Origin of the sequence: Accumulibacter sp., from assembly GCF_023806625.1 — a bacterium.
Lineage (GTDB): Bacteria > Pseudomonadota > Gammaproteobacteria > Burkholderiales > Rhodocyclaceae > Accumulibacter.
Genome location: NZ_JAMTDX010000004.1, coordinates 24,790 through 50,013, shown reverse-complemented (window position 1 = coordinate 50,013; position 25,224 = coordinate 24,790). Strand labels below are relative to the sequence as shown.

The 25,224-nt window shown below is 66.4% G+C and carries 18 protein-coding genes and 1 pseudogene; 7 read left to right on the top strand and 12 right to left on the bottom strand.

From position 1 onward, the window contains the following. Nucleotides 1-203 precede the first annotated feature (203 nt). Nucleotides 204-1,457: an ISL3 family transposase gene (locus tag NFW05_RS00880; protein ID WP_295301960.1), complete on the top strand. Its 1,254-nt coding sequence runs from the start codon at nucleotides 204-206 to the stop codon at nucleotides 1,455-1,457. A 502-nt stretch (nucleotides 1,458-1,959) separates the two neighbouring features. Next, a complete protein-coding gene (locus NFW05_RS00875) occupies nucleotides 1,960-3,303 on the top strand; it encodes a hypothetical protein (protein ID WP_295301958.1) in 1,344 nt (447 codons plus the stop codon). 91 nt (nucleotides 3,304-3,394) lie between these two features. Here the strand turns inward: NFW05_RS00875 and NFW05_RS00870 are convergent, their stop codons facing one another. From NFW05_RS00870 to NFW05_RS00845, 6 genes are read right to left on the bottom strand one after another with little or no spacing between them, the layout of a single operon-like run. Continuing rightward, nucleotides 3,395-4,081 (bottom strand): response regulator, encoded by a 687-nt coding sequence (locus NFW05_RS00870; protein ID WP_295301956.1) that lies wholly within the window; start codon nucleotides 4,079-4,081, stop codon nucleotides 3,395-3,397. Continuing rightward, the gene (locus NFW05_RS00865; RefSeq protein WP_295301955.1) at nucleotides 4,078-5,628 is read right to left on the bottom strand and encodes an ATP-binding protein; all 1,551 of its coding nucleotides are present in this window, start codon (nucleotides 5,626-5,628) and stop codon (nucleotides 4,078-4,080) included. Before NFW05_RS00865 ends, NFW05_RS00870 begins: the two co-directional genes overlap by 4 nt. Next, on the bottom strand, nucleotides 5,625-7,775 hold the full coding sequence (locus tag NFW05_RS00860; RefSeq protein ID WP_295301954.1) for an urea transporter: 2,151 nt from the start codon (nucleotides 7,773-7,775) through the stop codon (nucleotides 5,625-5,627). The genes NFW05_RS00865 and NFW05_RS00860 overlap by 4 nt, the downstream gene beginning before the upstream one ends. A gap of 1 nt (nucleotide 7,776) precedes the next feature. Then, entirely contained in the window at nucleotides 7,777-9,186 is a 1,410-nt protein-coding gene (locus NFW05_RS00855) for an alanine racemase (protein ID WP_295301952.1), read from the bottom strand. A 19-nt stretch (nucleotides 9,187-9,205) separates the two neighbouring features. Then, nucleotides 9,206-10,318, bottom strand: coding sequence for an ATP-grasp domain-containing protein (locus NFW05_RS00850; protein ID WP_295301950.1), 1,113 nt, complete (start codon nucleotides 10,316-10,318; stop codon nucleotides 9,206-9,208). Next, entirely contained in the window at nucleotides 10,315-10,569 is a 255-nt protein-coding gene (locus tag NFW05_RS00845) for a PqqD family protein (protein WP_295301949.1), read from the bottom strand. Before NFW05_RS00845 ends, NFW05_RS00850 begins: the two co-directional genes overlap by 4 nt. A 169-nt stretch (nucleotides 10,570-10,738) precedes the next feature. Between NFW05_RS00845 and NFW05_RS00840 the strand changes: the two genes are divergently transcribed. The 3 genes and pseudogenes from NFW05_RS00840 to NFW05_RS00830 all read left to right on the top strand — a co-directional run. Beyond that, nucleotides 10,739-11,983, top strand: coding sequence for a DUF1566 domain-containing protein (locus NFW05_RS00840; protein ID WP_295301948.1), 1,245 nt, complete (start codon nucleotides 10,739-10,741; stop codon nucleotides 11,981-11,983). Next, nucleotides 11,980-12,705 carry a hypothetical protein gene (locus tag NFW05_RS00835; RefSeq protein ID WP_295301947.1) on the top strand — a complete coding sequence of 242 codons (726 nt, stop codon included), beginning with the start codon at nucleotides 11,980-11,982 and terminating at the stop codon, nucleotides 12,703-12,705. Before NFW05_RS00840 ends, NFW05_RS00835 begins: the two co-directional genes overlap by 4 nt. A 510-nt stretch (nucleotides 12,706-13,215) precedes the next feature. After that, a pseudogene (locus NFW05_RS00830) lies at nucleotides 13,216-13,695 on the top strand (XdhC family protein); the annotation flags it as partial. 267 nt (nucleotides 13,696-13,962) lie between these two features. Here NFW05_RS00830 and NFW05_RS00825 read toward each other — a convergent pair. After that, the gene (locus NFW05_RS00825) at nucleotides 13,963-14,907 is read right to left on the bottom strand and encodes an aldo/keto reductase (protein WP_295301946.1); all 945 of its coding nucleotides are present in this window, start codon (nucleotides 14,905-14,907) and stop codon (nucleotides 13,963-13,965) included. A gap of 320 nt (nucleotides 14,908-15,227) precedes the next feature. Between NFW05_RS00825 and NFW05_RS00820 the strand changes: the two genes are divergently transcribed. Both NFW05_RS00820 and NFW05_RS00815 read left to right on the top strand, forming a co-directional pair. Continuing rightward, on the top strand, nucleotides 15,228-15,908 hold the full coding sequence (locus NFW05_RS00820) for an alpha/beta fold hydrolase (protein WP_295301945.1): 681 nt from the start codon (nucleotides 15,228-15,230) through the stop codon (nucleotides 15,906-15,908). Further along, nucleotides 15,892-17,007, top strand: a complete 1,116-nt coding sequence (locus tag NFW05_RS00815; RefSeq protein ID WP_295301944.1) for an aminopeptidase — start codon at nucleotides 15,892-15,894, stop codon at nucleotides 17,005-17,007. The genes NFW05_RS00820 and NFW05_RS00815 overlap by 17 nt, the downstream gene beginning before the upstream one ends. Before the next feature lie 2 nt (nucleotides 17,008-17,009). On the opposite strand, the gene NFW05_RS00810 is transcribed toward NFW05_RS00815, so the two are convergent. From NFW05_RS00810 to aceE, 5 genes are all read right to left on the bottom strand, one after another. Then, the gene (locus NFW05_RS00810) at nucleotides 17,010-17,705 is read right to left on the bottom strand and encodes a tetratricopeptide repeat protein (protein WP_295301943.1); all 696 of its coding nucleotides are present in this window, start codon (nucleotides 17,703-17,705) and stop codon (nucleotides 17,010-17,012) included. A 42-nt stretch (nucleotides 17,706-17,747) separates the two neighbouring features. Then, entirely contained in the window at nucleotides 17,748-18,971 is a 1,224-nt protein-coding gene (locus tag NFW05_RS00805; RefSeq protein ID WP_295301942.1) for a glycosyl hydrolase 108 family protein, read from the bottom strand. A gap of 167 nt (nucleotides 18,972-19,138) precedes the next feature. After that, nucleotides 19,139-20,890 (bottom strand): dihydrolipoyl dehydrogenase, encoded by a 1,752-nt coding sequence (lpdA, locus tag NFW05_RS00800; RefSeq protein ID WP_295301941.1) that lies wholly within the window; start codon nucleotides 20,888-20,890, stop codon nucleotides 19,139-19,141. 15 nt (nucleotides 20,891-20,905) lie between these two features. Continuing rightward, nucleotides 20,906-22,234, bottom strand: a complete 1,329-nt coding sequence (gene aceF / locus NFW05_RS00795) for a dihydrolipoyllysine-residue acetyltransferase (protein ID WP_295301940.1) — start codon at nucleotides 22,232-22,234, stop codon at nucleotides 20,906-20,908. A 12-nt stretch (nucleotides 22,235-22,246) separates the two neighbouring features. Next, nucleotides 22,247-24,940 carry a pyruvate dehydrogenase (acetyl-transferring), homodimeric type gene (gene aceE / locus NFW05_RS00790; protein WP_295301938.1) on the bottom strand — a complete coding sequence of 898 codons (2,694 nt, stop codon included), beginning with the start codon at nucleotides 24,938-24,940 and terminating at the stop codon, nucleotides 22,247-22,249. Between the last annotated feature and the right edge of the window lie 284 nt (nucleotides 24,941-25,224).

Genomic DNA, 25,224 nt, shown 5'->3' with positions numbered 1-25,224 from the left:
GGGTCTATGTCGTTTCGTGTGGAAACGGCGTATGCGGAGGGGCATCGAGGGTACGGCGATGTCAAGGGCGGACGAAGTCCGGGCGAAGCCGAACCCTTGACATCGCCATACCCTCGCCAACGCTTCCGCAAGGCCGATGGTGGCAGACAGCCGCCATCGGCCTGGAGGACAATCGCGGCCTTTCGCTTGTGTCGGGGTGGGTCATGATCGAGATGCTCTTCACCCAGGCGCTGGGCCTGGTTGCTCCGTGGCAGGTCAAGCAGGTCGACTTCAACCGGGAGGCCGGCCGGATTGACTTTCAAGTGACGTTTGGCGGCAGCCGGCACGTCTGCCCGGCCTGTGGAGCGGCGGCGCAACCTTTCCATGATCGACTGGCGCGCTCCTGGCGACATCTCGACTTCTTCCAGTACGAGGCGTACCTGCACGCCGAAGTGCCGCGAGTGGCGTGCTCGGGCTGCGGGAAGGTGACCCAGATTCCCGTGCCGTGGGCCCGTGAGGGGAGTCGCTTCACGCTCCTGTTCGAAGCCTTGACGCTGATGCTCGCACCGACCATGTCGGTGCTCGCGGCTGGCCGCCTGGTTCGTGTACCGCCCCGTCGGCTGTGGCGGGTCATTGAGCACCATGTCGGCAAGGCCCGTGCCAGAGAGTCGCATGCCGAGGTGCGCGCGGTCGGAATCGATGAGACGGCCTGCCGGAGGGGCCAGCAGTATCTCTCTGTTTTCTATGACCTGAATGCGCAGCGTCTGATCTTTGCCACGCCCGGCCGGGACAAGTCCTGCCTGCAGCGGTTCGCCGAGGACCTGACCGTACATGGCGGGCAACCGCAAGTGGTCACGCATGTCAGCATGGACATGAGCCGTTCGTTTCAGGCCGGCGCCGCCGAGCACTTCCCGCAAGCCACCGTCTGCTTTGACCGCTTTCATGTCGTCGCACTCGGCAGCAAGGCGCTCGACGAGGTGCGACGCGCCGAGGTCAAGAGCCAGCCCGAACTCAAGGGTACGCGCTGGAGTCTGCTCAAGAATCCATCCGCCTGGACGATCCCGCAACTCCAGACCATGCACTGGCTGCAGCGCTCCAACCTCAAGACCGCGCGGGCTTGGCGCATCAAGCAGGCCTTGCGAGCCATTTACGCAACGGCCCGATCGCCTGACGAAGCCCGGCCCCTCTTCCACCGCTGGCTTAGCTGGGCCAGGCGCTGTCGACTCGATCCCTTCAAGCGCCTGGCCCGAACGCTCACCACCCACCTCACCGGCATCCTCAACGGCTTCGAAGCCGGCAAGCACAACGGCCGCGTCGAGGCCATGAACCGCGCACTCCAGGAAGCGCGAGCCCGTGCTCGTGGCTACCGCCGCATCGAAAACTTCATCGCCATGGCCTATCTCGTCGCCGGAAAACTCACTCACTTGCCCACCCCGCCTTTCGCCCAGATGGCCACCGTTCCACACAAGACGGAGTAAACCCAAACCGCGCTCTCCAAGATTGTTGGCGCCCGGACGTCTGCTCATCTCTGGATCCGCCGGACGGACTACGGATGGATCCGGCCCGAGCGGTGATAGGGGTTGCGGCCACGATCGGTCAGCAGTCCTTCGGTTACGCTTCGTCGCAAGACTCCAAGATGCCTCCAAGATGTCTCCGCAGCCTCTGCGCAGTCCATCGCAACAATGCGATTGAGCACGCGGGAAGTTAGGGGATCCTCACAGTCATTGATTGGGCTTGACTGCCCCGCAGGCCGAGTAAACGCGAACCTTTGAAGGGCGTTCTGCAATGAAATCGCAACCGACCGCAGTTTTCCTGGCCATTGGACTGATGACGTCCTTGGCGGCAGCCCAGAGCTCAATGCCACCGTCGCCATCGAGAGACGCGTCTGCCGGGAGACGCGAACCGCCGCCCAATGCTTACGCCGATTGCCGCGGCAAGAAAGCCGGGGAGACGGTACAACACGAGACGAGGGAAGGGGCCGTGGCCGCCACTTGTGTCGAATCGCCGAATGGCCTGGTGGCCAGACCCAGTCAGCCGCGTGGTGGTGGAAATCGCCCGGAGGGGCGTAACGAGGACCGCGACGACTCCCCGGGCTATGGCGGTGGCTTGCAGCGCGAGGAAATGCAGCGCAACGCCGGTCAGGATCGCCGCAGTGACGGAGGAAACCGTGGCGGCAGCAAATACTCCCTGGAGCAGGCCATCTCCAACCGTGCCCAGCTCAACACCATCGCCTTCGATGGGCTGGCCTTCCTCACCGGTGACTTCGGCTACGACACCTTCCTGCCCCCCGGCAAAGTATCCGACTACTTCGGTTTCCAGTACATGCGCGACATCGACGCGCGTGAAGGCGGGCACAACACCAACTTCCTGACCAGGATCGCCCACAACATGCTGGCAATCATGAACGACAGCCAGAAAGCGCAACTGATCGCCCTGGCCAAGGATCAGGAAAGCGACATCCACCGCTTCGCCGAAATGCGCCTGCCGCTGATCAAGGCCTTCCGCCTCAACCTCGAAGGCAAGCTACCCGCCGGCAGCAGTGGCCTCGACAAGCAGGCGGTCATGAGATACTCGGCCGACCTCTATGCCCTCGACGGCAAGCTCTCCTACGAGCGTGCCCGGGGGATGGCCAGGGTCTATCGCAGCTTCACCGATGCGCAGAAGGCCGCCCTGGCACGGCTCAAGTTCGGCGACTCGGGCACCTGGCCGGAAGTGGCCGAGCCGCTGGACCGCCGCAGCCTGTCGCACGAGAACCATGTCGCCGTGATGACCTACGCCAGCGAAATGTTCTCCTGGGTAGCCGGTTCGCTGGAGGCCGACACCTACTTCTGCCCCGAACGGCATGGCATGTACTTCGGCGGCTTCGGCATGAAGACTGCCCCGGCGATGGGCAAGCGGGATTACTCGATCAGCACCACGCTGACCGGCAACAGCGGGGAGAACTTCATCGCTACGCTGAACGAGTCACAACGCCGCCACATCACCGCGTTGCCCGACCTCCAGAGACAGGATCTCAACGAGATCGTCCGCGTGCGCCGCGAAATCTCCGCCGAGTTGCGCCGCTTCCTGAAGGGCGAGACCGCCGACCAGAACAAGGTGCTGGCGCTTTCGAGGCGCTACGGCGAACTGGACGGCAACCTGTCCTACCTCTATGCCACCGCCTTCGCCAAGGTCGGACAGACGCTGACGCCACAGCAGAAGCAGACGCTGAGCTCAATGCGCGTATCCAACCCGAACGATCCCAAGGGACCGTTCCTCTACTCGGCGCCGATCAGTACACCCAATGTCGGGAACACGGACATGTTCTTCGGCGGGCGGCGATAGGTCGGATTCTCGTGCAATTCACTTCATCAACTTGTGAAGGCATCATGCGAGATCATCCCGACGGCGAGGTGGCCTTCGGTTGCCAGCTTGCTCACCGTTCGAAGACAAAACCTACGCCGTAGATCGAACGGATCGGTTCGGCGTCGGGCATGGCCTGCGCCAGCTTCTTGCGCAGGTTCTTCATGTGGCTGTCGACTGCGCGCTCGCTCACGTCGAGGTTGTCCTCATAAATGGCGTCGAGCAACTGGCCCCGCGAAAACACCCGGCCGGGCTTTGCCGCCAACGCCTGCAACAGCTGGAACTCCTTGGGAGTGAGGTCGAGCCGCTTGCCGTTGATGCTGGCCTGCCAGCCGGCGGGATCAATGTCCAGTCCGGATGTCGGCGCCGGCAGGACGGCGCCCGTGTCGGCTACTGGGCGACTGCGACGCAGAACCGTCTTCACGCGCGCCACCACCTCCCGCGGCGAATAGGGCTTGCACACGTAGTCGTCGGCACCGAGCTCGAGACCGATCAGGCGGTCAACTTCCTCGACCTTGGCCGTGACGAGAATCACCGGCAGCGTCGACGTCTTGCGCAACTCGCGCAGGATGGAGAGGCCATCCATGCCCGGCAGCATCAGATCCAGCAAGAGCAAGTCGGGCGGAGAACGCCGCAGCTCACTCATGGCCTGATCGCCATCGGCGATGGTCGTCGCGGCAAATCCCTCGCGCTTGAGGTAATCAACGAGGATCTCGGCGAGATCGGTTTGGTCTTCGACAACGAGAATCCGTGTGCTCATGCATTCTCCAGCGGAAGTTCGATGCGGATCGCCAGCCCGCCCAATTCGGAGAGGCTTGCGCTGACACAGCCCCCGTGCGCTTCGACCAAGGCCTTGCAGATGGCGAGGCCCAGGCCGGAGCCGCCCAGCGCCCGGCTGCGCGAGGGTTCGGTGCGATAAAAGCGCTCGAACAGATGGGGCAACGCCGAACGCGGTGGCGCGGGTGCGCTGTCGTCGAACTGCAGGGCCAGGCGCTCTGCATTGATGCCGACGGTGATACGCAGGCGGCCGCCGGCATCCGTGTAGCGCAAGGTGTTCTCCAGCAGGTTGGCGAAGACCTGGGCCAGTCTTCCGGCATCGCCGCGTACTTGCCCCTGGGTGTCCAGCATGCCGGAGACCTCCATGGCAATGTTTGCGGCCGCGAAACGCTCGCGGAAGGATTCGATGGCTTCGTCGAGCACGGCCAGGGGCGAAAACGGCCGATGCTCCATTGCGCCGGCACCAGGGGCTTGGTCAACCGTCAGGCGCAAATCGTCGACCAGAGCAGACAGTTGTTGCACCTGCTTGTGCAGTCGAGTCAAGGTCGCTGCGTCCGCGATGCGAACGCCGTCCTGAAGCGCTTCAATTTCGGCACGCAATACCGCCAGTGGAGTGCGCAGTTCATGGGAGGCATCCGAAATCCAGGCGCGGCGCGATTCCTCGACCTTGGCCAGGCGCTCGGCCATCGTGTTGAAACTGCCTGCAAGTTCGCCCAACTCATCGTCCCGTCGCACCGGAATCCGGGCATCCAGCCAACCCTCGGCAATGCGGCGGGCGCCATCGGTGACATCGCGAATCGGCGCCAGGAGGTGGCGTGCCAGCAGCCACGCGGCGAGCAACGACAATCCGAGCGCAGCGAAACCGGCCAGCATCAGGTTCCGGTTCTGGCTGGCGAGAAACGCCTTGTCCAGTTCCTGCACCGACGTCGGCGAGGCCTCGAGCGTCAGCCGACCGACGAGCTTTCCCTGGTGCAGGATCGGCCTTTCGGCGCCGACACGCTCTCCATGGGGATTGCCGGCCAGTCGCTTGCCATCGGCGTCGAGCAGGGCCAGGCGTGGCCCGATCCGCAGGGTATCGTGGGGAGGGGGCGGACGATCGCTTTGCGGGTCAGGTCGTCCGGGCGGGGGAGCAGCCTCCGGCCCCGGTCGTGGCGGCGTATCGTTCCATGTCGGCGGGGGTGGATGGTCATCCCCGGCGGGTCGAGGAGGTGGTTCGCCGCGTTCTTGGGCGAACCCCGGCGGACGCCCCGAAGGCTCCGCGTTCGACCCGCCGGGCGGGTTCGGCCGGGAAAGGCGTCGCCAAGTGCGTTCCGGATCGGCGCGCAGGAAATCCCAGCTGCCGTTCGCCGCATATTCCCCTTCGACATTCGCGATCAGCCAATCGAGCCTTGCGAATTCCGCTGCCGTCGTGTAGCGCTCGAAGCCTTGGCCGAGATTCCAGCGCATGGCGAGCGCCAGCAGCAGGACCAGGGCTGTGGCAAGGGCAAAAATGGCAATGAAAACCTTGCGCTGGATGGTCAGGCGAATCATGACAGTGCCAACGAGGAACAGCTAACCGACCAGGCCGGGACACCATGATCCCCGCGATTGCCATATCCGGCAAGCGTCGCATCGACCAGCAACCGGTCATCGACCCAGAGAGCAAATGCCACCGGGCCGTGGTCCTCCGACAGCCAGCCGATGCTCTCCGCGAGGATCACTCCGAACAGGCTGTCGATGCGATGCCGCCCCGTCTGCCGCCACAGTCCCTTCGCCGCATCCCACTGACGCGCATAACGGCTTTCAAGATTGGCACCGAAGGGATGGCGCAACAAGACACCGATGCGGAGCCAGGGCGGCAGGGGCAGCAAGGCCGCGTCGGGCGCATCGCGCCAGCCCTCCGCGCGCGGACTGAACGGCGTCAGGCCCCAGGCCAGCGCGAAGGCATCGAGAACGACGTCCGGGGCGCCGCTGCGGCCATGCAATGCCAAGAGGCCGGGACCGCTCACCGCGTCGAGGCGAGCCCCGCTCTGCGAGATCAAGGTCGTAATGCCGAGCAAGCCGGTCTCCGCACTCAGCTGCCAGGGGTCGCCGCGTTGGGCGAAGTTCCAGACACGGCCATGCCGCGGCGCACAGGCAGCGGCGAGGCACGCGGAGCCAACGGCCAGTTCGACGGAATGATCGGGCGCTGGACAGGCATCGAGGGTATAGGCATGGCCATCGACCAGCGCATGGCTCAGGTGGAAGGGCACGGTCGCGGCCCCCAGCCAGAATCCGCGCTGAACATGCAGGTGCAGGTGTGGCTGCGCCGAGCGTCCGGAGTTGCCGCAACGCGCGAGCGGCATGCCCGGTACCACGCTGGCGCCGGGAGCGACCGTCAGGCTGCCCTGACGGAGATGGCCCAGCATGACGCAGAGGCCGCCGCCGATGTCGATCAGGAGGTAGTTGCCCCAGTTCTCGGTCATGTTCATGGCACCCGGGGCATTGTCGGCAATGTCGTCCCGGCAAGCGACCACCGTGCCCCAGGCGGGCGCCAGGACCGGGGTGTCGAAGGCCAGGAAATCCTGCAGCGATCCGCCATCGCTGCGATAGCTGTAGCCGTTTTCGGTACGGATGAAGTCCATGCCGTAGCGCCACGGCCCCTGATGGGTCAGTTCGCCATCGAAGCCCTGGGCCAGGCTCATTTCCCCGGCGAACGGCGGCAGCAGGCCGACGCTGCCCGCGGCCAGCCCGCGAGAAGCCGCGAGCCGTCCGGCCACCAGGCTGTCTTCGGGCCTTGCCGGAGTCGGCAACCAATGCCGTGACCACCAGGCACTGGTGTCGGGTCGCAAGGCAGCATGCGCGAGCCAGACCGTGAGCAGGAAGGGGGCGGAAAGCGCAGGGATGCCAAAGGGAGCAGTCAGTGCGAGCATCGCGGCGGACAGCGCCGACGCCACCACGACGCCTGAACCGGCGACCAGCAGCGTGCGCAACGTCGGCGCCGACAGGACGCCGCCGAGGAAGATCGCGACCAGCGCGCCGTTGAACGCCGCCAGCAGGAGCAGCCCGTCGGGCGGCACATCGACGGCCAGGACGATCAGCACGTGGGCCAATACGCTGCCGCCCAGCGCGAGCAGGGCCAGCGCCCGTGACGCCATCAGCAGGGCAATCAGCACCAGCGCGCCGGCCACCGGATGCGCGACGTAAAACAGCGCGCCGACATTTGACAGGGCGGATGCCATTGCCAGCGGAATTCCTTCCGGCCAGCTTGCCCACTGCCAACGCATCGGTATGGACAAGCCTTTCGCCACGGCGAGCAAAGTCCATGCCGTGACCAGGAAGGGCGCGCCCAGCAGCGGCAACCCACGCGCGCCCAGCGGGCCGGCAAATATCTGGCGCAAGGCCGATCCAAGCGGGATCGCCAGGGCGCCACCCAATGCCGCGAGGAGCAGGACACGCGGCTCGCCGGCATAGAAAGCCCCCAGCGCCAGGCCGGCGTAGATGGCGTTCAGCACATCGGCCTCGCCCGGCAGCGCGGGCAGGCGCAGGACAGCGCGCGCCAGCATGGCAGCGAGTCCGGCGATCAGACCGGCACTGCCCGTGGCGGGATCGCACAGGGTGGCGGCAAGCACCAATGTGCCGATCAGCCGTCGCTTTGCCAGGAACAAGGCACCGTAGGCGTCAAGCAGCTTTGCTGCAAGCGAAAGCAGGATCCTCATGTCAGCCTCCGGTGGTTCGGAGCGGAACGATGCGCGCGGTCTCGCCGCCGACGCGCGACAGATGCGGCGGAATTCGTTCCGGGCCGCACACCACCTCGAGACTTTCGGCTTCCCGAATCACGCTGACCTCCCTTTCGCCATGGATCAACACCGTGGCCGGACGGTACTCGATGAACTGCATGGACTGGGTGGTGTTGTAGGCGCCGACCGGATTCACCACCAGACGATCTCCGACGGCAAGCGGCGGCAGCTGCACTGAGCGGCGCACCACGTCGATGTTCATGCACAGCGGTCCGTACAGCACCGTGTCACGCGGCTCGCCGCGGGCTGGCGACGCCAGGCGCACCGGGTGGTCATACCACAGCGCGGTGAACAGCGCGTTCAGGCCGGCATCGAGGATTGCGGCAGGGCGGCCATCGGCCAGTTCCTTGCGGCCCACCACCGAGGTGATCAGCGACTGTGCATCGTCGATCACCGCTCGGCCGCTCTCGAACACGAGGGCCGGCCGATCTTCGCCGTTCTCCACCCGATACGCGGTACCGACGAGGAAGGCGCTGCCGATCGCCTCGGCGTACTCTTCGATATCCGGCACCGCCTGTTCAGGCGGCAGGTAGATGCCTTGCAAGGCATTCCGGGAGGGCAGGCCGCCGCCGATGTCGATATAGCCCAGGCGCGTCCCGTCAGCTTCGACTTCCCTGGCCAGAGTACACAGCGCGGCTACCTCGGCGGCATAGGCGCGCGGATCGAGAATGAAGGTGCCGATGTGGCAATGCAGGCCGTTCATGCGCAGGTGAGGACTGCTCTTGACCCTGGCTATCGCTGCGCGCGCCGCGCCGGATTCGAGGTTGAAACCGAAGCGGCTCCACGATTCGGTATAGCCCGTATTGAGGTTGAGCCGCAGCGTCACCGGCACGCAGGCGCTGCGCTCCCGGCCGATGCGTTCGATGAACTCCAGTTCGTCGAGATGATCGACATGGATCAGTGCGCCGTCGGCGATCGCCCGTTCCAGAATCGCCCGAGACTTGTTCGGGCCGTTGAACAGGATGTGTTCGCCGGGCACACCCAGCGCACGAGCCTTCTCGTACTCGAAACGCGACACGACTTCCGCCCAGGAGCCTTCCTGGTGGAGGATGGTGCAGACCGCACCGTTGTAATTGGTCTTGTACGACCAGCCATGGATGACATTCGGGACCCGCTCGGCGAAGGCTTGTCGGATGCGCCGGATGTTGGCCCGCAGGCGCTGCTCGGACGTGACGTACAGCGGCGAGCCGAAACGCTCGACCAGGCCGTCGATGGCGACGCCGTCGATAGTCGCCTGCGCGTCGGTGCGCACACGGCGATGGCCGAACTTGTTGAGTGATTGGAACTCCAACGGCATGATGCGGGGGACTTCCCAGGTCAAATCAGTCATGGCGAATTCCTTTAACGAATCAGGCGGCGTGGGCAAGCATGCCGATTGCCGGCAGGGTGCTGCCAGTGAGCGTGAGGTTGGCGATGTCCACGATCGGGACGATGGTTTCGCGGGCATGGCGGATAAAGGTGGTGCCTGGGCGCGGCGGCGCCAGCGGCAGGCGCTCGGGCTTCGTTCCGTGCAGTAGCGCCAGCAGGGCAGCCGGCAGGTTGCGGCCGACGCCGTGGCTCAGGTAGATCCACGCCGGGAAGCGCGGATTGATCTCGATCAGGTGCAGGGTGCCGCTCTCGTCGCGCAGCATTTCCAGTTCCAGCGGTCCGCACCAACGCAGTTCCGAAAGCACTTTCCGGCCAACCTCGCGAAGGTCCGGATCGTCGATGGCAACGCCCGCCCAGGCCTTGCCCTTGTCGGTCAGTGCCTGCTTCTTCATCATCACCTCGCCGACCATGGCGCCGCGACCATCGCCAAGGGCGGTGAGGTTGACTTCGTCTCCCTCCACGTATCGCTGCACCAGCACCGGATAGCCCCAGCTGGCTGCCATTTGCTGGAAGCGCAGCTTGGCTTCGGCGGGGGAGTTGACGACGTAGGCATCGTAGAACACGCTCTTGACCACCAGCGGATAGGCCCAGCCCTCCACCGCGCAGGTATCGAAAAAGTCGGCGCCGGGAAGACGGCGCACGTCGGGCGTGGCGACGCCGGCGGCGGCGCACAGTTCCGGCAAGCGATCCTTGTCGCGCCGGCGCAGTTGTTCACGTCCGGGAATCATCATGCGCACGCCGCGCCGCCGTAGCTCGGCTTCGATAGCGATGAAATTGGGCAATTCGGCGTCTAGGCAGGGAATCAGCGCATCCACCGGCTCCACCTCGAGCACCTCGTCGAGCCGTTCCAGCAGAGCGGCGGCGCCGGCCGCCGGGTAAGGCAGCAGATGCCCGCTGTCGCAGGTCTCGCGCTGGTGGAGCCCGGGGTCGAGCGTCTCGTAGCCAAGACCGACGATGCGCCCGCGAAAGCTTCCTTCCTCGCGCAGGCAACGTGCCACGGCAACACCGGGGCCGGGGTTGTCGGGCTTGGCGTTCATGCCGGTAACGGCGATGTTCCAGCGTGTCCAGTGTTGCAGCTCGGCATGATGGATCATGATGCGTACCTCCCCAACTGCTCGATGAAGCCGTCGATGCCCGCGGCCACCACCGATTCCGGCTGAGCGCACAGCCCCGCCAGGCGTTCGATCAGTTCATCCCGTGAAGCGCCGTCCTGCAGCATCAGCAGGGCAACCTGCGCGGTGGCGTTGACGCTGTAGCTGCGACCGGTGCGGGTATCGAAAGCATGGGCGCCGCCGTTCAGGACGATCGCCTTCAAGCGCAGCGAATTGATTGTGTGGGTTTGCATTTCCGTCTCCTGTGTCGATGACGCCCTGCGTCATCCCTGGGACGGATTCTGGAAACCGATCTGGCACTGAACAGGGAGGAATCTGGGAGGAATCGTGGCGAGGCTGCCAATCTTCCTCCGATATTGCGGCGCACACTTTGCACCATCGTCGACAGAGAAAGGAATTCCCGTGAGACCGCTCAAACCCATGCTTGCAACTGCATGGCTGGCTGCGGTTGCGGCCAGCCATGCGGCCGCGGGCAGTTACCCGATCGCTCCGACCGGACAGCGCGCCTGCTACGACAATGCCGGCAGGGCAATCTCCTGCACCGGCCCCAATTCTGCCCTGGGCGGACAGGATGCATATTTCGCCAGGACGGCATTGCGCTATCGCGACAATCGCGACGGAACGGTGACGGACCTCAACACTGGCCTGACCTGGCAACAGGCGCTTGGCGCCAAGGTTCGCTGGAGTGAGGCGAAGGAAGGCGCTGCCGCCTTGCGCCTGGGGGGCCGATCCGACTGGCGGTTGCCGAGCATCAAGGAGTTGTTCTCGCTGATGGACTTCTCCGGCACCTCGCCCATGCCGGGCCGCTGGGGCAAGCCGTTCCTCGATGCCATCTTCGCATTCCGCTACGGCGATACGTCGGCCGGCGAGCGTCCGATCGATGCGCAGTTCTGGAGCGCCGACGAGTACCACGGACGCACCATGGGGCGCAATATGACCGTTTTCGGGGTTAACTTCGCCGATGGCAGGATCAAGGGCTATCCCAAGCTGCAGGGGCCGCGTGGCGAGGCCAGGATGTTCGTGCGTTACGTGAGAGGCAACCCGAGCTACGGCATCAACGACTTCAAGGACAACGGCAACGGCACGGTGACGGATCGCGCCACCGGGCTGATGTGGATGCAGGCGGACAGCGGCACGCTGAAGGCCGGCCCCAGCGGCACCGGTCGCATGGACTGGCCGCAGGCATTGGCCTGGTCGGCACAGCTGACCTATGCGGGTTACAGCGACTGGCGCATGCCGAACGCAAAAGAACTGCAAAGCATTGTCGACTACCGCCGATCGCCGCAGGCAACCGGAGGGCCTGCGATCGATCCGGTCTTCACGAGTACACCGATCATCGACGAGGGTGGCAAGACCAACTACGGCTTCTACTGGACCAGTACCAGCCACCTCGATGGACACCTGCCGGGCAGCACAGCCGTCTACATCGCCTTCGGCGAAGCGCTCGGCTTCATGCGCTTCCCGATGTCCGGCAACGATGTCACTTTGCTCGATGTTCATGGCGCCGGTGCGCAACGCAGTGATCCCAAGCAAGGCAATCCAGAAGACTACCCCGAAGGCATGGGGCCGCAGGGCGACGTGCGCCGCATCTACAACCTGGTGCGATTGGTGCGCGATGTCGCGCCCGCTGCGGTGTATCGCAAATGAAGCCCGCCGCGCTGCTTCTGCTGGCGTGCCTCACTGCTTGCACTTGCCTCGAAACACGCCCGGCCAAGGTTACCAGCGTATATCCGCCGGGATCCATCAACGCTGACAAGCCGGTAACCGCGACCCCTTCACCGACGAAAGACGAGGCCGTCAAGTCACCTGAACTGAAGGTCGGTCAGTCCTGGACCTATCGTCGCATCGACCTCTGGCGTAACGAGGAAACCGAACGCTTTCGCCAGAGCTTGTTGTTCGAGGAGTCCGGCCGCTGGATGGTGCGCTGGACCATCCTTGATTCCGATGATGCCGTGCGACGCGGCAGCATTACCGGCGAACGGTTCGATCCCCGCCACCACGGCTTCGCCGACGCGCGCGTGAAGGGCGAGTACGCACCGCTGAGCTTTCCGCTGAGCATCGGCAAGACCTGGAAACTTGACTTCGAAGTGACCGCCAACGGCCGCAACACGCGTATCGAGCAGACCGCGCATGTCGTTGGCTGGGAAAGCGTCAACGTTCCGGCCGGACAGTTCATGGCCCTGCGCGTGGACCATGCGGGGCGATACTACGCTAGCGAGGGCGGCTACAACTGGAGTGGCACTGTGAAGGAGAGCTACTGGTATGTGCCAGCGGTTTCCCGCGCGGTGCGCCACGATTACGCCGACACGCGCGCGAACGGCGCAATCTCGGACCAGTGGCGCGACGAGTTGGTCGACTTTGCCCCCTAGCAGAATGCACGGAGTCGGCATGCGGAAATGCCCTCCGATGACCACAGCCTGGCAATCAATCCGTGGCCTGCTTTTCTCCACGGCGAGTGGTTATCAAGAGCGGCCGGTCGACTACGGAACCGGCCATTGGAAGCCTGAGAGTCGAGCGGCGGGAGTGACGCGGGAGCCGACCGATGGGCGCAGCGGACCAACGGCAGCAGCGTGTCGGGGCCGGCTGTAGCGGAACGGCGAAGTGGACGCAGAGTCGAATATGTCCGGCTACCACCGCTGATCGCCTGTCCAATCCGTCTCAGGATCCTGCCGATGATCTCCAGCAAAGTCAGTGACCAGTCCCCGACCATGGGTCTCGCGGAGAATCGGCCGCTGCGCGCCAACGACCTGCTCGCCTGAACCCGCACCGCACCGATGGACAGCACCGATCGGCAGGCCCTCGCAGCGCTGACGCGCTGGAGCAGCAGCGGACACCGCGTCGCCCTGATCATCCTTGCGCGCACCTGAGGATCGGCACCGCGTCCCGCTGGCGCGTGGATGGCCCTACGCGATGACGGGGTCGTCGCCGGCTCGGTTTCCGGCGGCTGCATCGAGGACGATCTGATCAGCCGGATGCGCGCTGGCGAGTTCGCTGGCGATCGTCCGTCGACCCTCGTCTACGGCGTCCGCAGGGCGCAGGCCGCGCGCTTCGGCTTGCCCTGCGGTGGAACGCTCGAACTGGTCATCGAGCCACGCCCGGACCTGTCTCTGCTCGCGCAGATCGAGCAGTCTGTCGCCGCGGGCCGACTCGTCGCGCGTACGCTCGAAGTCGCCAGCGGGCGCTGCAGCGTCGACGAAGCGACCCCGGACGAGGACACGCGCTGGGACGGCAAGCTGCTGCGCACCGTGCATGGGCCCGCGCGGCGCCTGCTGATCATCGGCGCCGATGCGTTCATGCCGCTCCATCCCCGTGAGCGCGGGGAACACAGTGCTCATCGGCCCCAGGGGGAACTCACTTGATCAGGGTCGAGGCATCGGCAACCCCCTTCTTGACGGACGCCGCGCCCGATCTTCGCGTGCCCGTTATTCGGTTCCGTGCGGAGCGTCGGCGCATTGGACCTGCAGGATGCCCTCGAGCAGCATCGCCCGGACGCCAATGTGCTTCCTCGTGCAGTTCTGCCGGACTTGCAGGCGCTCGCCCGCACTACGCACACAGCCCAGATCCGACGGCGCACTCATCCTTCGGCGGGCAACATGGTCGGGGCGCCTGCTCACCTTCTCGCTGGCTCAGACACGCGCCAGATGGTCGACCATCCGGGCCTGCTCACGGACATCGGGCAGACGGCCGCGAGCGGCCGCCAGGTTGTCCTCGACATGCTCCGGCTTGCCGGTCGCCGGGATGACGCAGGTCACTGCCGGCCTGGCGAGGATGAACTTCAGGAAGAACTGCGCCCAGCTCGCGCAATCGAAGTCGGCGGCCCAGTCGGGCAGCGGCTTGCCGCGGACCCGTGAGAACAGCGCGGCCTTGGCGAACGGGCGGTTGACGAGCACCGCGATGCCCAGTTCCTGCGCCAGCGGCAGCAGGCGCAATTCGGCTTCGCGTTCGGCCATGCTGTAATTGAGTTGCACGAAATCGGGCCGCGTGGCCCGCAGCACCGTCTCGAGTTCCCGGTAGGCGCCTTCGTGATAGTGCGTGACGCCGAGGTAGCGGATGCGTCCCTGCTGCTTCCAGTCGCGCAGGGTCGGAAGGTGTGCCTCCCAGTCGACGAGATTGTGCACCTGGAGCAGATCGAGGCACTCCGTCCGTAACAGGCGCAGCGACTCTTCCATCTGCCGAAGGCCTTCGCGACGCCCGCGAGTCCACACCTTGGTCGCCAGGAAGAGGTGACTGCGCAAGCCCAGCCTGGCCGACAGTTCGCCGACGATCGCTTCCGAGCGGCCGTACATCGGGGAGCTGTCGACCACCTGCCCGCCAAGGGCCACGAAGCGTTCGACGACCGGCTCGAGCATTGGCGCGAGCGGCGGCGCAACGTCGAAGGTATCGAAGGTGCCCAGCCCGACGGCAGCGATCGCCTCGCCCGACGACGGAATGATCCGCCTGAGCAACCCGTCCGGTGCTGGACGGGCCTTCGCGCCAAGCGCACTTCCGGCCAGAGCGATGCCGCCGGCAGCCATCGTCTTCAGCAGCCTGCGCCGCTCGCCCCGGACCGGCCTGTGCTCTTCAGCCTTCATCGCCTGTTTCCCCGCTCGTCGCCTCTGGCAAGACGATCGCCCCTGGCACCGACACCCCGGCGCTGCCCGGGCGATTTCTCCGGATGCCGATCGCAGCGTGGAGCGCTCTCACGGAAAGGCTATCACGAATCGGTATCCGCCAGGTCGGGCCGCACGTGGGGCCTCGGCCGCGGCCGACGAGCAGCCGGGCAGACCGAGCACGACGCCACCGGCGGTGCTAGCATTCGTCTTCCCTGGTGCCGGAACCGGTCGTCCACCATCCGGCCCCCGGCAATAGGCGAACCGGCCGGCGGGCCTGGCCCGCGACAACGGATCGACGAATGTCCAAAGACGACGCTAGCATCGCCGGCGGCCCGCCGGCCGACACGGTCATCCTGGTGCACGGCCTGTGGACACCGGCCCTCGTCTGCACCCCGCACGGCCGCTGGCTGCGGCGCCGCGGCCACCAGGTCCGATACTTCGCCTACCCCAGCGTGCGCGCGACTCTGTCGGAGAACGCGCAAGCCTTGCGCGGCTTCGTGGCGACGACCGGCGCAGCACGGATCGACTTCGTCGGGCACAGCCTCGGTGGCCTGATCATCCTCGAAATGCTCGCCGGCCCGGCCGATCCGCGTTTTCGCCGTGCGGTGCTGCTCGGCACGCCGTGTCTCGACAGCCATTGCGCACGCCGTCTGGCCGGCGTCCCCGGAATGACGACGATCCTCGGACGCTCGATCATCGAGTGGCTGTCGCGCGCCCAGGCAACCGGCATCCGCGCGCCCAGCGGAATCGAAGTCGGCGTCGTCGCCGGAACGCGCAGTGTCGGCCTCGGCCGGGTCGTTCCCGGCCTACCCCGGCCGAACGACGGCGTGGTTGCGCTCGCCGAGACGCGCCTGCCCGGCGCGAAGGACTCCGTGGCCTTGCCGGTCGCGCACTCCGCGATGCTGGTCTCGCGGCGCTGCGCCGCCGAGATCGCCTCGTTCCTCGAAACTGGCCGGTTCACCGATGAGCGGCCGGGTTGAGCGCTGCTCGCTGGCTCTGCTCGTCGCCGCGCTGCTCGCCGGCTGCGGCAACCTCGGCTACTACACCCAGGCGATCGGCGGACACTTGACGGTGATGCGCTCGGCAGTGCCGATCGAGGTGGTCCTCGCCGACCCGGCCAGCGATCCCCGACTGCGCCAGAGACTCGAGGAGGTGCTTGCGATCCGCGATTTCGCGAGCCGCGAACTGGCCCTTCCCGACAACGGCAGTTATCGCAGCTACGCCGACATCGGCCGTCCGTACGTCGTCTGGAACGTGTTCGCGGCGCCGGAGTTCTCGCTCGAGCCCCGGCGCTGGTGTCTGTGGATCGTCGGCTGCGTCAGCTATCGCGGTTACTACGACCATCAGGCCGCCGAGCGATTGGCCGAGGGCCTGCGCGACCAGGGAGACGACACCTTCGTCGGCGGAGTCGCCGCCTACTCGACTCTCGGCCACTTCGCCGACCCGGTGCTGAGCAGCTTCCTGCGCCTCGGGACGGTCGAGGTCGCGGGGGTCGTGTTTCACGAACTCGCCCACCAGGTCGTGTATGTGGCTGGCGATCCGGTGTTCAGCGAGTCGTTCGCCACGGTGGTCGGCGACGAGGGGCTGCGCCGCTGGATAGAGAAGAACGGCACGCCCGCCGAGCAGGCGGCGGTGGCCAGACGGCGTGCCCGCGAGACCGCTCTGGCCCGGCTGGTCGGCGACTACCGGTCGATGCTCGAAACGCTCTACGCCGAACCGTTGCCCATCGACGCGAAGCGCGAAGCCAAGGCCCGGCTGTTCGCCGGCCTGCGCAACGATGCCGCGGGCCTTGGCGCCGGCCCATCGGACGGGACCGCTGCCGGCCCGGTCTTCGCCCGGGTGCCGAACAACGCGACCCTCGCTTCGCTTGCGCTCTATGGCGACCTGGTGCCCGCCTTCGAGGCGCTGCTGGCCGAACAGCAGCACGATCTGCCGCAATTCTACGCGCGCGTCCGCGAACTCGCGGCGCTGCCTGCAGAGGCTCGTCACGCGGCGCTGGCCAGTCTGCTGCCCGGCGCCACCGAGCGATCGGCAGCGACCTCAGGCGCCGCCCATGCGTCGAAGGCGGCGTCGCGGTAGGCTTACCGAGCAGGCTTCGCCAGATGGCGATCGAGCGCCTCGAGCAGCTTGCCGGGCGCGTCCATCTCCCGGGCAAGCGCCGTCGCCCGGTCGACTTCGGCGGTGCTCATTCCCTTGGCCAGGTTGGCGCGATGGGTCAGCGCCGGATTGTTCTGCGCCACACGCCCGGCCGACACCGTGTACAGCGCATACGCGGCGACGGCGTTGCGCGCCACCCCCTGACCCGTGTTGTAGAAATTGCCGAGGAGCAGTTGCGCCCGCGCATCGCCACCGTTCGCCGCCAGCCTGTACCAGCGAGCCGCCTCGCGCAGGTCGGGGGTGACGCCCGTACCGCTCTCGTAGATCACGCCGAGCAGCAGCTGCGCGCCGGGGTGTCCCTGATCGGCGGCCTTGCGATACCACTTGAGCGCCTCCTGCAGGTCGCGATTCACCCCGTCGCCGTTCTTGTACATCTCGGCGAGGGCGAACTGGGCCTGCGCGTTGCCCTGCCTCGCGGAAAGCGCGTACCATCTGACCGCCTCCCGCTGGTCCTGGGCAACTCCCTGCCCCAGGTCGTACATGTCGCCGAGCCTCAACTGGGCCGCCGGATCACCCATTTTCGCAGCACGGATCGTCGCCTGCACCGACGGATCGGCCCTCTCGCCGGCGAACAGCGGTGCACACCAGCAACAGGCTGCGCAGAGCACCGCGCAGACCACCCCGCGGAACCCTGCAGAAGGACGGCAGACCACGGCGACCGGTCAGGCGGCGACCATCAGCAGCGCCTGCTTGCGGATGTCGGCGACGCGATTCTCCCAGCCTCTGCCGAAAGTCGGGTAGGTATCCAGCGAGCGATAGAAATCGAGCCGTCCGCTGGCCAGCGCCTCGACGAGTGCCGCCGGGTTGCTCGCGCGCACCGCGCGCAGCGTCAGGTTGCCGATCGATCCGTCCTGCTCGGCACCGGCGACCTTCTGCAACAGGCGCACCGAGCGCGTGATGCCGGCATTGACGCCGAAGTCGAAGACCATCAGGTCGACGCCTTTCGGCAGGTCGTCACAGCGCATCGCGTTCCAGTAGTTGGCGCGGTAGATGTCCAGCGCCTCGGTTCTTCCGAGAGTGCGGACGTCGTCGGCCGAAACCGGGTGGCCACGCCACGCGGCGAGCGTCGCCTGGGTGATGCCCATCATCGTCGGGCCACCAGGGTCTTCGGGGTGATTGGAGAAACCGCCTTCCTTGCCGAGAACGAGGTCGACACAGAGATCGAAGCGGCTCGGCATCCCCGGGAGCGGCTGGGCGAGCGCAGCCGACGTGGCGGGGGAGGCCTTGATCAGCGCGTCGATCTGGGCCGTCGACGCGGCGCGCACCTCCTTGAGCGTATCGGCGGCCTGTTCGGCCTGCGTACGCTGCAGGGCGACGACCGCACGGTCCTTCTCGCGCGAACCCTGACTCGAACCCAGCCAGAAGTTGATCACCGCGGTGAAGCCGGCGACGAGCGCACCGATCAGGACGTTGAGCAGGGTGATCGCCTGATCGCCGGTCGGCGGAGACTTGACCAGCCAGATCGTAAACACGAAGAAGCCGACGAGGACGACGATCGACACGCCGACTGGCGCGAGGCCGACCAGACGCCCGGCCCAATCCTTCTCGTGCAGCGCCTCGAGCATCGTCTGCGACGCGCGGGTCCGGTCGGCGACCTGCTGGGCCAGCGTGGCGACCATCGCCTCGCGCTCGCTCTTCGCATCGGCGAGTTGCAGCTCGACGTAGCGCTGGTTGATCTCGGCCAGTCGGACCTGCAGCTCGGCGGCCTTCGCCGGGTCGAGCTTGATCGCCTCGGCAGCCGCTTGCGGGTCGTCGGTCCCGGTCACCTCGCGGACCACTTCGGCGACCTTGGTGGCCACCTCGCCCGCCCGCTGGCCGGCGAAAAGGCCGATCAGTTCGGGAACCACGCTCGCCGCAAGCGAAACCAGCGGAATCAGCGGAAGCATCGGCCTTTCCTCCGGATCAGGGCCCACAGCAGGCTGCGAACCCGGTTGACGCGACTGATCCCACGATAGGCGATCGTCGGCCAAAGGTCAACGCGGCGACCACCGACCGGTGCCCGGCCACCTCCCCGATCGGCTCGGGATCGGGCGCCGCACGAGTGCCTCTCCGGCTACTTCCTTTTCGCTGCCGGCAGGTCGGTACACACGCCCTCGTAGACCTCGGCGGCCAGGCCGATCGATTCGCCCAGGGTTGGGTGCGGGTGAATCGTGTGACCGATGTCGGCCGCGTCGCAGCCCATCTCGATCGCCAGGCAGACCTCGCCGATCAGGTCGCCGGCGTGCGTGCCGACGATGCCGCCACCGATCACCCGATGCGTCTCCTCGTCGAAGATCAACTTGGTGAAGCCCTCGTCACGACCGTTGGCCAGCGCGCGTCCGGACGCCGCCCACGGGAAGACGCTCTTGCCGAAGCGAATCCCCTCGGCCCGGCACTGGTCTTCGGTCCTGCCGGCCCAGGCGACCTCGGGGTCGGTGTAGGCGACCGAGGGAATCTGCAGCGCGTCGAAGCAACGCTTGCTGCCGTTCGCCGCCTCGGCAGCGACGTGGGCCTCGTGCACGGCCTTGTGCGCGAGCATCGGCTGTCCGACGAGGTCACCGATGGCAAAGATGTGCGGCACACTCGTGCGCATCTGCCGATCGACACGAATGAATCCGCGTTCGTCGACCACCACGCCGGCCGACTCGGCGCCGATCCGTCGGCCGTTCGGCGTGCGGCCGACGGCGACCAGGACGAGGTCGAAACAGTCCTTCTCGCCGCTGCCGTAACTCACTTCGATGCCTTCGTCCCCGGCACTGGCCGCGACGACACCGGTGTTCAGCAGGACTCGCTCGAAGCGCTGCGCGTTCTTTTTCTCCCAGACCTTGACGAGGTCGCGGTCGGCGCCGAGCATCAGCCTGTCGGCAAGTTCGGCGACGGTGATCCGCGCGCCGAGCGCCGAGTAAACGGTGGCCATTTCGAGCCCGATGATGCCGCCGCCGATGACCAGCATGCGCTTCGGGATCTGGCGCAGCTCGAGCGCTCCCGTCGAATCGACGACCCGCGGATCATCGGGCATGAACGGCAACGCGACCGGCTGCGAACCGGCGGCGATGATCGCCTTCGCGAAGCGGATCAGCGTCGTCCCGCCAGCCGGAAGGGTGACTTCGAGATGGTTGGCGTCGACGAAGCGGCCGACGCCCTGGACGACCTCGACCTTACGTCCGCGGGCCATTCCCGCCAGGCCGCCGGTCAGCTTGCCGACGACCTTGTCCTTGTGCGCACGCAGGCGGTCGAGGTCGACACCCGGCGAAGCGAAGCTGACCCCGCACTCGGCCAGATGCTGCGCCTCCTCGAGCACCGCGGCGACGTGCAGCAGCGCCTTCGAGGGAATGCAGCCGACGTTCAGGCAGACTCCGCCGAGAGTCGGATAGCGTTCGACGAGTACCGTCCTCATGCCGAGGTCGGCGCTGCGGAACGCCGCCGAGTACCCCCCGGGGCCGGCGCCGAGGACGAGCATTTCGCACTCGAGGTCGGCCTGTCCCGAGAACGCCGACCCACCCTGCTCCGGCGCCGCCGGCGCAGCGCCGGATTCGGGCGCGTGGGCAGCGTCCGGCACCGGAGCCGCACTCTCGGCGCCCTGAGCGGCGACCTCGATCAGCGCGATGACCGATCCTTCGGAAACCTTGTCACCGACGCGGACCCGGACTTCGCGGACGACACCGGCGGCGCTGCTCGGCACGTCCATCGTCGCCTTGTCCGATTCGAGGGTGACCAGCGCGTCGTCGATTGCCACGCGGTCGCCTGCGGCGACGCAGACGTCGATCACCGGCACGTCGTGGAAGTCGCCGATGTCCGGAACCTTCGCTTCAACGATCTGGCTCATGATGCCTTCTCCCGATCAGAGCAGCACGCGCCGCAGGTCGGCGAGCAACTGGGCGAGGTAAACATTGAAGCGCGTCGCCGCAGCCCCGTCGATGACCCGGTGATCGGCGGTCAGCGAAAGCGGCAGGATCAGCCGGGGCGCGAACTCACGGCCGTTCCACACCGGCTTGATCAGCGACTTGCTGACCCCGAGGATGGCCACTTCGGGCGCGTTGATGATCGGCGAGAAGCTCGTCCCGCCGATCCCGCCGACGCTGGAAATCGTGAAGCACGCGCCGGTCATTTCGCCGGGCGTCAGCTTGCCGTCGCGCGCCTTCGCCGCCAGCTGGCCGGTCTCCCTGGCCAGTTCGCCGACCGACTTCCGGTCGGCATCGCGGATCACCGGAACGACCAGACCCTGTGGGGTATCGGCGGCGAAAGCGATGTGGCAATACTGCTTGAGGATCAAATCGTCGCCATCGAGCGAGCTGTTGAACTCGGGGAACTTCCTCAGCGCGACGGCGCAAGCCTTGATCAGGAAGGCGAGCATGGTGATCTTCAGTCCCGACTTCTCGTTCTCACGGTTGACCTCGACGCGGAAGGCCTCGAGATCGGTGATGTCGGCGTCTTCGTGATAGGTGACCGCGGGGATCATCACCCAGTTGCGGGCGAGGTTCTGCGCCGAAATCTTGCGGATCCGCGCCAGCGGGCGGACCTCGACCGGACCGAATTTCGCGTAATCGACCTTCGGCCAGGGCAGCAGATCGAGGCCGCCGCCAAGCGCAGGCGCCTCGGCGGCTCGCACCTGCGGCGTGGTCAGCACGCCCTTGACGTAGGCGCTGACGTCCTCCTTGAGGATCCTGCCCTTCGCGCCACTCGCCGGAACCTTGGTCAGGTCGACGCCGAGCTCGCGGGCGAACAGGCGTACCGACGGGCTGGCGTGCGTCCGCGATCCGGACGGCAGAGCCGGCGCGGCAGGCGCAGCGACCAGCGGCGCTGCCGGAACCGCCGGAGCTGGTGACGCGACGCGCACCGGCTCGACGACCGTCGCCGCGGGGGCAGCCGCCGGAGAGGCGAGCGACTCGGACTGCGCTGCTGCCGCCGTCCCGCTCGCGGCGGCCGCCGTGTCCCCGTCGAGGACGACGACGACTCTTCCCTGCGACACCTTGTCGCCGAGCGCGACGCGGATCTCGCGGACCACCCCCGAGGCCGAGGAGGGAACGTCCATCGTCGCCTTGTCCGATTCGAGGGTGACCAGCGGGTCATCGATCTTGACCGCGTCGCCGACGCGCACGCAGATGTCGATGACCGGCACGTCGTGGAAATCACCGATGTCGGGAACCTTCACTTCGATCAGTTGGCTCATCGTGCAACTCCCCTAGACGGTAACCGGATTCGGCTTGTTGACGTCGATGCCGTAGCGGGCGATCGCTTCGGCAGCCCTGCCGCGATCGATCTCGCCGTCGTCGGCCAGCGCCTTGAGCGCTGCCAGCGTCACCCAGTAACGATCGACCTCGAAGAAGTGCCTGAGCTTCTCGCGAGTGTCCGACCGCCCGAAGCCGTCGGTACCGAGAACGACATAGCGCCGGTGGACGAAGGGGCGAATCTGCTCGGCGAACAGGCGGACGTAGTCGCTGGCCGCGACGATCGGGCCACGCGTGTCGTCGAGACAGTTCTCGACGTGCGAGAGCTTCGCCCTGGCCGTCGGATTGAGCAGGTTCCAGCGCTGCGCCGCGTAGCCGTCACGCGCCAGCTCGGTGAAGCTCGGGCAGCCCCAGAGGTCGGCGTCGACTCCCCAGTCCTTCTTGAGCATTTCGGCTGCGGCGATGACCTCGCGGAAGATCGTCCCCGAGCCGAGCAGCTGGACCCTCGGCGCGACCGGATTGGTATCCGACGACTGGCCGCGGCGGAACAGGTACATCCCCCTGAGAATGTCCGCCTCGGCACCCGCGGGCATCTCGGGATGCTCGTAGTTCTCGTTCATCACCGTGACGTAGTAGAAGATGTCCTCCTGCTCCTGGTACATCCGGCGCATCCCCTCGCGCATGATCACGGCGATCTCGAAGGCGAAGGTCGGATCGTAGCTCAGGCAGTTCGGAATCACGCTCGAGAGGACCAGCGAATGTCCGTCCTCGTGCTGCAGGCCCTCGCCGTTGAGCGTCGTCCTGCCGGCCGTCCCGCCGATCAGGAAGCCGCGCGCGCGCTGGTCGGCCGCCGCCCAGCAGAGGTCCATCGTCCGCTGCAGCCCGAACATCGAGTAGAAAATGTAAAAGGGGATCATCTGCACGCCGTGAACCGAGTACGAAGTCGCCGCGGCGATCCAGTCGCTCATCGCGCCGGCTTCGTTGATCCCTTCCTGGAGCACCTGCCCGTCCTTCGACTCCTTGTAGAACATCAGCTGATCATGGTCCTCGGGAACGTACTTCTGCCCCTCGGGGTTCCAGATACCGATCTGGCGGAACAGGCCCTCCATCCCGAAAGTCCGCGATTCGTCGGGAACGATCGGCACGACGTGCCGGCCGACCTTGCGGTCCTTGAGCAGGATGTTCAGGAAACGCACGATGGCCATCGTCGTCGAGATCTCGCGACCCTCGCCAGAAGCCCTGAGCAGCGCGTCGAACGCCGACAGCTCGGGGATTTCGAGCGGCGCAGCCGTCCGTCGGCGCTTCGGCAGGTAGCCGCCGAGGTCCATCCGCCGCTGGCGCATATAGGTCAGCTCGGGCGATCCCTCGGCGAACTTGAGATAGGGAAGCTCGTCGAGCTGATCGTCGCGCACCGGCAGGCTGAAGCGATCGCGGAAACGCCGGATCGCGTCGTAGTCGAGCTTCTTCTGCTGATGCGAGATGTTCATCGCCTCGCCGGCCTGGCCCATCCCGTAGCCCTTGATCGTCTTGGCGAGGACGAGCGTCGGCTGCCCCTTGTGCTCGAAGGCGCTCTTGTACGCGCTGAAGATCTTGAAGATGTCGTGGCCGCCGCGATTCAGCGACCAAACCTGGTCGTCGGTCCAGTCGGCGACGAGTTCCCTGAGTTCCGGGGTGTTGAAGAAGTGCTCACGGACATAAGCGCCGTTCTTGGCCTTGAAGGTCTGGTACTCGCCATCGACGATCTCCATCATCCGCTTCTTGAGCAATCCCTTCTTGTCGCGGAGGAACAGCGCGTCCCAGTTCGTTCCCCAGATCACCTTGAGGACGTTCCAGCCGGCGCCGCGGAACACGCCTTCGAGTTCCTGGATGATCTTGCCGTTGCCACGGACCGGCCCGTCGAGACGCTGCAGATTGCAGTTGATCACGAAGATCAGGTTGTCGAGCCGGTCGCGCGCAGCCAGGCCGATCGCCCCGAGCGATTCGACCTCGTCGGTTTCGCCGTCGCCGAGGAACGCCCAGACCTTCCGGTCGCCGGCTTTGATGAAGCCGCGGCTGTCGAGGTACTTCATGAACCGCGCCTGGTAGATCGCCTGGATCGGTCCAAGGCCCATCGACACGGTCGGGAACTGCCAGAACTCGGGCATCAGCCAGGGGTGCGGATACGACGAGACGCCCTGGCCGTCGACCTCGTGACGGAAGCGGTCCATCTGCTCGTCAGTCAGGCGCCCGAGCAGGTGCGCGCGCGCATAGACGCCGGGAACCGAATGCCCCTGGAAGAAGATCAGGTCGCCGCCGTGGCTCTCGGTCGGTGCGCGCCAGAACCACGAGAAGCCAACGTCGTAGAGCGCCGCGGCCGAGGCGAACGAGGCGATGTGCCCACCGACGTTGCTCCGCCGGTTGGCGCGCACGACCATCGCCATCGCATTCCAGCGAATGTAGTTGTGGATGCGGATTTCCATGTCCGCGTTCCCCGGGTACTTCGGCTGCTGATCGACCGGAATCGTGTTGATGTACTCGGTCGTCGCGCTGTAGGGGATGTTGATTCCTTCGTGCCGGGCCTGGGCAATCATTTCCTGGATCAGGAAGTGCGCCCGCTCGGGTCCCTCCTGGTCGATCACGCCGCTCAGCGCGTCTCGCCACTCCTGGGTTTCCTGTGGATCCGGGTCGCCAAGGTCGGCTGACAGCGGGTTTTCGGGCAGAGATGCCATGGCTTGATCTCCTGGTCTGCAGAATCGTGGAATCTAGAGGACTCGGCCGTGGGCCGTGGTCGAGGCGAGCGCGAAGCGTAACAACTTGCCGCGCCGAGCGGTACCGCAGCGCAGCAATCATCACCGGGAAACCGCCTCGAGGATAGCCGTCGCTACCCGGCAGGAGGCGATCGGCCGGGACGTCGTGGCCCCCCGACCGCAAGCGGCGATCGACGACCGGTGTGCGGTGTGTCCTTCCGGCGAACGAGCCGAGCGTCAGCCCGCGGGGCCTCCCGGGCTCAGGC

Coding starts and splice junctions, on each gene's coding strand:
- aceE (WP_295301938.1), bottom strand. CDS start 24,940: ATGGCATCTCTGCCCGAAAACCCGCTGTCAGCCGACCTTGGCGACCCG.
- NFW05_RS00845 (WP_295301949.1), bottom strand. CDS start 10,569: ATGCAAACCCACACAATCAATTCGCTGCGCTTGAAGGCGATCGTCCTG.
- NFW05_RS00815 (WP_295301944.1), top strand. CDS start 15,892: ATGAGCGGCCGGGTTGAGCGCTGCTCGCTGGCTCTGCTCGTCGCCGCG.
- NFW05_RS00880 (WP_295301960.1), top strand. CDS start 204: ATGATCGAGATGCTCTTCACCCAGGCGCTGGGCCTGGTTGCTCCGTGG.
- NFW05_RS00820 (WP_295301945.1), top strand. CDS start 15,228: ATGTCCAAAGACGACGCTAGCATCGCCGGCGGCCCGCCGGCCGACACG.
- aceF (WP_295301940.1), bottom strand. CDS start 22,234: ATGAGCCAACTGATCGAAGTGAAGGTTCCCGACATCGGTGATTTCCAC.
- NFW05_RS00825 (WP_295301946.1), bottom strand. CDS start 14,907: ATGAAGGCTGAAGAGCACAGGCCGGTCCGGGGCGAGCGGCGCAGGCTG.
- NFW05_RS00855 (WP_295301952.1), bottom strand. CDS start 9,186: ATGACTGATTTGACCTGGGAAGTCCCCCGCATCATGCCGTTGGAGTTC.
- NFW05_RS00835 (WP_295301947.1), top strand. CDS start 11,980: ATGAAGCCCGCCGCGCTGCTTCTGCTGGCGTGCCTCACTGCTTGCACT.
- NFW05_RS00850 (WP_295301950.1), bottom strand. CDS start 10,318: ATGATCCATCATGCCGAGCTGCAACACTGGACACGCTGGAACATCGCC.
- lpdA (WP_295301941.1), bottom strand. CDS start 20,890: ATGAGCCAGATCGTTGAAGCGAAGGTTCCGGACATCGGCGACTTCCAC.
- NFW05_RS00870 (WP_295301956.1), bottom strand. CDS start 4,081: ATGAGCACACGGATTCTCGTTGTCGAAGACCAAACCGATCTCGCCGAG.
- NFW05_RS00805 (WP_295301942.1), bottom strand. CDS start 18,971: ATGCTTCCGCTGATTCCGCTGGTTTCGCTTGCGGCGAGCGTGGTTCCC.
- NFW05_RS00865 (WP_295301955.1), bottom strand. CDS start 5,628: ATGATTCGCCTGACCATCCAGCGCAAGGTTTTCATTGCCATTTTTGCC.
- NFW05_RS00860 (WP_295301954.1), bottom strand. CDS start 7,775: ATGAGGATCCTGCTTTCGCTTGCAGCAAAGCTGCTTGACGCCTACGGT.